The organism is Pseudaeromonas sp. HNCC25DJ180 (assembly GCF_055413345.1).
Genome location: NZ_JBVAYF010000003.1, coordinates 249908 through 256255 on the forward strand (window position 1 = coordinate 249908; position 6348 = coordinate 256255).

At 51.8% G+C, this 6348-nt stretch carries 11 protein-coding genes; all 11 read left to right on the forward strand.

What is annotated here, in order from left to right:
- Positions 1-7 precede the first annotated feature (7 nt).
- The 11 genes from rplR (at position 8) to rplQ (ending at position 5997) form a co-directional block, all read left to right on the forward strand.
- On the forward strand, positions 8-361 hold the full coding sequence (gene rplR / locus ACZYTD_RS04300; protein ID WP_463889645.1) for a 50S ribosomal protein L18: 354 nt from the start codon (positions 8-10) through the stop codon (positions 359-361).
- Positions 362-375: 14 nt separating this feature from the next.
- On the forward strand, positions 376-876 hold the full coding sequence (gene rpsE, locus ACZYTD_RS04305) for a 30S ribosomal protein S5 (protein ID WP_463889647.1): 501 nt from the start codon (positions 376-378) through the stop codon (positions 874-876).
- A 6-nt stretch (positions 877-882) separates the two neighbouring features.
- Positions 883-1065 (forward strand): 50S ribosomal protein L30, encoded by a 183-nt coding sequence (gene rpmD, locus ACZYTD_RS04310; RefSeq protein ID WP_460885178.1) that lies wholly within the window; start codon positions 883-885, stop codon positions 1063-1065.
- A gap of 3 nt (positions 1066-1068) precedes the next feature.
- Entirely contained in the window at positions 1069-1503 is a 435-nt protein-coding gene (gene rplO, locus ACZYTD_RS04315) for a 50S ribosomal protein L15 (RefSeq protein ID WP_460885179.1), read from the forward strand.
- A gap of 7 nt (positions 1504-1510) precedes the next feature.
- A complete protein-coding gene (gene secY, locus ACZYTD_RS04320; RefSeq protein WP_463889651.1) occupies positions 1511-2842 on the forward strand; it encodes a preprotein translocase subunit SecY in 1332 nt (443 codons plus the stop codon).
- Between the two features lie 31 nt (positions 2843-2873).
- Positions 2874-2987, forward strand: a complete 114-nt coding sequence (rpmJ, locus tag ACZYTD_RS04325) for a 50S ribosomal protein L36 (RefSeq protein WP_005319705.1) — start codon at positions 2874-2876, stop codon at positions 2985-2987.
- 142 nt (positions 2988-3129) lie between these two features.
- Positions 3130-3486: a 30S ribosomal protein S13 gene (gene rpsM, locus ACZYTD_RS04330; RefSeq protein WP_463889661.1), complete on the forward strand. Its 357-nt coding sequence runs from the start codon at positions 3130-3132 to the stop codon at positions 3484-3486.
- A gap of 17 nt (positions 3487-3503) precedes the next feature.
- Positions 3504-3893 carry a 30S ribosomal protein S11 gene (gene rpsK, locus ACZYTD_RS04335; RefSeq protein WP_012728351.1) on the forward strand — a complete coding sequence of 130 codons (390 nt, stop codon included), beginning with the start codon at positions 3504-3506 and terminating at the stop codon, positions 3891-3893.
- A 36-nt stretch (positions 3894-3929) separates the two neighbouring features.
- Complete coding sequence (gene rpsD, locus ACZYTD_RS04340; RefSeq protein WP_463889664.1) at positions 3930-4550, forward strand: 30S ribosomal protein S4; 621 nt, start codon at positions 3930-3932, stop codon at positions 4548-4550.
- A gap of 24 nt (positions 4551-4574) precedes the next feature.
- Positions 4575-5564 carry a DNA-directed RNA polymerase subunit alpha gene (locus ACZYTD_RS04345; RefSeq protein ID WP_463889666.1) on the forward strand — a complete coding sequence of 330 codons (990 nt, stop codon included), beginning with the start codon at positions 4575-4577 and terminating at the stop codon, positions 5562-5564.
- A gap of 43 nt (positions 5565-5607) precedes the next feature.
- Complete coding sequence (gene rplQ, locus ACZYTD_RS04350; RefSeq protein WP_463889667.1) at positions 5608-5997, forward strand: 50S ribosomal protein L17; 390 nt, start codon at positions 5608-5610, stop codon at positions 5995-5997.
- The last annotated feature ends 351 nt before the right edge of the window (positions 5998-6348 follow it).

Genomic DNA, 6348 nt, shown 5'->3' on the forward strand with positions numbered 1-6348 from the left:
TAACACTATGGACAAGAAAGCAGCTCGTCTCCGTCGTGCTACTAAAGCACGCAAGAAGATGCAGGAACTGGGTGCGACTCGTCTGGTGGTTCACCGTACTCCGCGCCATATTTACGCGCAGGTTATCGCACCGAACGGTTCCGAAGTGTTGGCCTCTGCCTCTACTGTAGAGAAGGCCATCGCTGAGCAAGTTAAGTACACTGGTAACGCTGATGCCGCTGCCGTTGTGGGTAAGGCAATCGCTGAACGTGCGTTGGAAAAGGGTGTTACCACCATTTCCTTCGACCGCTCTGGTTTCCAATACCACGGCCGTGTAGCCGCTCTGGCTGCAGCAGCGCGTGAAGCCGGTCTTCAGTTCTAAGGTAGGGGTCGAAAATGTCTAAAGTCGAAACTCAAGCCGGTGATCTGCAAGAGAAGCTCGTCGCAGTAAACCGTGTATCTAAAGTAGTTAAAGGTGGTCGTATTTTCTCCTTCACAGCTTTGACTGTGGTAGGTGATGGTAACGGCCGTGTAGGTTTCGGTTACGGTAAGGCTCGTGAAGTTCCTGCTGCCATTCAAAAGGCCATGGAACAAGCTCGCCGCAACCTGACCAAGGTTGAGCTGAACGCAGGTACCCTGCACCACGCGGTGAATGGTACCCACGCTGGTTCCAACGTGTTCATGAAGCCTGCCTCCCAAGGTACTGGTATCATCGCCGGTGGTGCGATGCGTGCTGTGCTGGAAGTGGCTGGTGTTCATAACGTGTTGGCCAAGACTTACGGCTCCACCAACCCGATGAACGTGGTTCGCGCTACCGTCGACGCTCTGGCTCGTATGAAGTCACCTGAGCAAGTCGCTGCGAAGCGTGGCATGAGCGTCGATGAGATTCTGGGGTAATGCGGCATGGCTAATAAAACTGTAAAAGTAACACAGACTCGCAGTGCGATCGGTCGTCTGCCGAAGCACAAAGCATCTCTGCGTGGCCTGGGCCTGCGTCGCATCGGTCACACTGTTGAGCTGGAAGATACTCCATGCGTCCGCGGTATGATCAACCAGGTTTTCTACATGGTGAAGGTGGAGGAGTAATCCATGCGTTTGAACACTCTTTCTCCGGCCGCTGGGTCCAAGCCTGAAAAGAAGCGTCGGGGCCGTGGTATCGGTTCTGGCCTGGGCAAGACCTCTGGTCGTGGTCATAAGGGTGCCGGCTCTCGTAAGAGCGGCGGTACTCGCGTAGGGTTTGAAGGCGGTCAAATGCCGTTGAAGATCCGTCTGCCGAAGTTCGGTTTCTATTCTCGTAAGGGTGCTGTGACTTCTGAAGTCCGCCTGCACGAAATTGCAGCCGTCGAAGGTGATGTGGTGGATCTGAACACCCTAAAGCAAGCCGGTGTGATTACCAAGAACATCGAATTTGCTAAAGTCGTGCTTTCTGGCAAAATCGAGCGTCCGGTAACCGTACGTGGTCTGAGCGTCACCAAGGGTGCACGCGCAGCCATCGAAGCCGCAGGCGGCAAGATCGAGGAATAATAAGTACATGGCTAAGAAACCAGGATCAGATGTAAAAGGCTCACAAGGTGGTCTGAGCGAACTGAAAAGCCGACTGCTGTTCGTTCTTGGAGCGATGGTCGTCTTTCGTGCAGGCTCCTATGTGCCAATTCCTGGTATTGATGCTGCCGTACTTGCCGAGCTATTCCAGCAACAAAAGGGAACCATCATTGAACTGTTCAACATGTTCAGTGGTGGGGCCCTGTCCCGTGCCTCTATATTCGCACTGGGGATCATGCCGTACATTTCGGCATCGATCATTATCCAGCTGCTGACCGTGATCCATCCTGCTTTTGCTGAGCTGAAGAAGGAAGGGGAGACTGGCCGTCGCAAGATCAGCCAGTACACTCGGTACGGCACAGTTGTTCTGGCAACTGTTCAGGCGCTCGGTATCGCAACCGGTCTGCCAAATATGATGCAGGGTCTGGTCGAAAACCCAGGCTTCGGCTTCTATTTTACGGCGGTTGTGAGTCTGGTTACTGGCACCATGTTTCTCATGTGGCTGGGTGAACAGATCACCGAACGTGGGATTGGTAACGGTATTTCCCTGCTGATTTTTGCGGGGATTATCGCAGGCCTTCCTCACGCCATCGGTGCTACAGCTGAGCAGGCGCGTCAAGGCGAATTGCACATACTGTTGCTGTTATTGCTCGCTGTGATTGTTTTCGCGGTGACCTACTTTGTGGTGTTTGTTGAGCGTGGCCAGCGGCGTATTGTCGTGAACTATGCCAAGCGCCAACAGGGGAATCGGGTCTTTGCTGCGCAAAGCACACACTTGCCATTGAAACTTAACATGGCAGGGGTTATTCCAGCGATTTTTGCATCCAGTATCATCCTGTTCCCTGGTACCATAGCGTCCTGGTTCGGACAGGGTAACTCTTGGGCTGCCAACATACTGCAAGAAGTCTCTATGACTCTGCAGCCTGGTCAACCCTTATATGAGTTGCTGTATGCTGCGGCCATTATTTTCTTCAGCTTCTTCTATACCGCGTTGGTGTTTAACCCGCGTGAGACGGCAGATAACTTGAAGAAGAGTGGTGCGTTTATCCCCGGTATTCGTCCCGGTGAACAGACTGCGAGATTTATCGATAAGGTCATGACCCGCCTGACTCTGGCTGGCGCGTTGTACATCACCTTTATCTGTCTCGTTCCTCAGCTCCTGATGACATTCTGGCATGTGCAGTTCTACTTCGGTGGTACTTCCCTGCTGATTATTGTGGTTGTCATCATGGACTTTATGGCTCAGGTTCAAACCCATCTGATGTCTCATCAGTATGGTGACGTCCTGAGAAAGGCCAATCTTAAGGGCTTCGGTCGTTAAGACGGGTTTAACAGTTACGCGGAGTTAAGCAATGAAAGTACGTGCTTCCGTTAAGGCCATCTGCCGTAACTGCAAGATCATCAAGCGCCACGGTGTGGTGCGTGTGATCTGCAGCGAGCCAAAGCATAAACAACGCCAAGGCTAATATATTTACGGTTGGTACTTGAAAAAAAGAGTTAGGCTGGCTAAATTAGCCAGCCAACTTTTGTTGTGTGTAGTAAGGCCACCATGTATCCGGAACGGGCTTTGTGGTGGTCCCGATAAATTTTTGTTGTAGGAGTGGAATAGTGGCCCGTATCGCTGGCATTAACATTCCTGACCATAAACATGCCGTCATCGCATTGACCGCAATTTATGGTGTTGGCCGCACCCGCGCAAAGTCCATTTGCGCAGAAGCTGGTGTAGCTGAGGATGTGAAGATCAAAGAACTGAGCGAAGCTCAGATCGAAAACCTGCGCGAGCAAGTAGCCAAGTTTACCGTTGAAGGTGATCTGCGTCGTGAGATCTCTATGAGCATCAAGCGTCTGATGGATCTCGGTTGCTACCGTGGTCTGCGTCACCGTCGTGGCCTACCGGTCCGCGGTCAACGCACCAAGACTAACGCGCGTACCCGTAAGGGTCCACGCAAGCCGATCAAGAAGTAAACGGGAAGGTGTAGAAAATGGCAAAAGCTCCGACTCGTGCTCGCAAGCGCGTTAGAAAGCAAGTGAGTGATGGTATCGCTCACGTACATGCTTCTTTCAATAACACAATCGTGACTATTACTGACCGTCAAGGTAACGCTCTTTCTTGGGCTACCGCTGGTGGTTCAGGCTTCCGTGGTTCTCGTAAGTCTACTCCGTTCGCTGCTCAGGTAGCTGCCGAACGTGCTGGCGAAATTGCCAAAGAGTATGGCGTTAAGAACCTGGAAGTAATGGTTAAGGGCCCAGGCCCAGGCCGCGAGTCCTCCATCCGTGCTTTGAATGCGGCAGGTTTCCGCATTACTAACATCACAGATGTGACTCCGATCCCGCATAACGGTTGTCGTCCTCCCAAAAAGCGTCGCGTGTAACGAGGCTGTTTGGATTAGGATAGTTGGAGAAAGAAGATGGCAAGATATATCGGTCCTAAGCTGAAGCTTAGCCGTCGCGAGGGCACTGACCTGTTCCTGAAGTCAGGTGTTCGCGCGATTGACTCAAAGTGCAAAATTGATACTGCACCTGGCCAGCACGGTGCGCGCAAGCCGCGTCTGTCTGACTATGGTGTTCAGCTGCGTGAGAAACAAAAAGTACGTCGTATTTACGGCATTCTGGAAAAGCAGTTCCGCAATTACTATCGCGAAGCTGCCCGTCAGAAGGGTAATACTGGCGAAAACCTGTTGCAGCTGCTGGAAGGTCGTCTGGACAACGTGGTATACCGCATGGGCTTTGGTGCTACTCGCGCCGAGTGCCGTCAGTTGGTAAGCCACAAGGCCATCGTAGTTAATGGTCGTGTTGTTAACATTCCTTCTTACCAGGTTTCTCCTGAAGACGTTGTCACTGTTCGCGAGAAGGCGAAGAAACAAGCTCGTATCAAGGCCGCTCTGGACCTGGCTACGCAGCGTGAAAAGCCAACTTGGGTTGAGGTTGACTCAGGCAAAATGGAAGGCGTGTACAAGCGTCTGCCAGAACGTTCTGATCTGTCTGCCGACATTAACGAACAGCTGATCGTCGAGCTTTACTCCAAGTAAGGCTAGCTTCTAAGAGAGGACATAATGCTGGGTTCTGTAACAGATTTTCTTAAGCCACGCCTCGTTGATATTGAACAACTGAGTCAGACTCACGCGAAAGTGACGCTTGAGCCGCTGGAACGTGGTTTTGGTCACACCCTGGGTAATGCGCTGCGTCGCATTCTCCTTTCTTCCATGCCTGGTTGTGCAATCACCGAAGTTGAAATCGACGGTGTGCTGCACGAGTACAGCAGCAAGGAAGGTGTACAGGAGGATATCCTTGAGATCCTGCTGAACCTGAAAGGCATTGCTGTGCGCTTGGAAGGTAAGGACGAGGTTACCCTGTCTCTGACCAAGTCTGGTGCGGGCCCTGTTACTGCAGGCGACATCGTTCATGGTGATGATGTCGTTATTCTCAACCCGAATCACGTGGTCTGTAACCTGACCGGTAATCATGCTGAAATCAGCATGCGCCTGAAGGTGCAGCGTGGCCGTGGTTATGTGCCTGCATCTGCCCGCGTACACAGCGATGATGAAGAGCGTCCAATTGGCCGTCTTTTGTTGGATGCTGCGTTCAGCCCGGTTGTTCGCATTGCTTACAATGTTGAAGCCGCACGGGTAGAGCAACGTACTGACCTGGATAAGTTGGTCATCGATATGGAGACCAACGGCACTCTGGATCCTGAAGAGGCAATCCGTCGCGCAGCTACTATACTAGCTGAGCAATTGGAAGCCTTTGTGGATCTGCGTGATGTCAGCGTGCCCGAGAAGAAGGAAGAGAAGCCGGAGTTTGATCCGATCCTGCTGCGTCCTGTCGACGATCTGGAATTGACAGTTCGTTCTGCGAACTGTCTGAAGGCAGAAGCCATCCATTACATTGGTGATCTGGTGCAGCGGACCGAAGTCGAGCTTCTCAAGACTCCAAACCTCGGTAAGAAGTCCTTGACTGAAATCAAGGATGTCCTGGCTTCCCGTGGTCTATCTCTGGGTATGCGCCTAGAGAATTGGCCGCCTGCCAGCCTCGCTGATGAGTAATCCAGATTACGGGTCTCACAGATTAAGTTAGAAGGATAAGGTCATGCGCCATCGTATGAGTGGTCGTCAACTGAACCGGAACAGCAGCCATCGTCAGGCTATGTTCCGCAACATGGCCAGCTCCCTGGTTCGTCATGAAATCATCAAGACGACTCTGCCTAAGGCAAAAGAGCTGCGTCGTGTAGTTGAACCTCTGATTACACTCGCCAAGATTGACAGTGTTGCTAACCGTCGTCTGGCATTTGCCCGCACTCGCGACAGCGAAGTTGTTGGTAAGCTGTTCACCGAATTGGGTCCGCGCTACCTGGAGCGTGCTGGTGGTTACACCCGCATTCTCAAGTGTGGTCTGCGTGCCGGTGACAAGGCACCTATGGCTTATATCGAGCTCGTAGGTCGCCCGGTAGCCGCTGAGGCTGTAGCTGTAGAAGAGTAAATACTCTTCACTATGAAAGGCCGGGGTAACCCGGCCTTTTGTTTTTATAGACCCCTGTAATCTGCTTATCTCTTATCTCTTATCTCTTATCTCTTATCTCTTATCTCTTATCTCTTATCTCTTGCTTAAGAACCCTTCACTAATTGGCATCCAATCTGATGTTTATGGCTGAACAGCTGGTTTTAGCTGCAGATTGCCGAAGCTTTGTGCGATCGAGATGTTCAAGGCTAAATAATGGTTGTCATAAAAAGGGATCTCCCTATAATGCGCCCTCATCGACGGACGACATGTCCGGCAGCGTTGAAAGAAAAGCAAAAAATGCTTGACTGACAACGTGGGGCGCGTAGAATA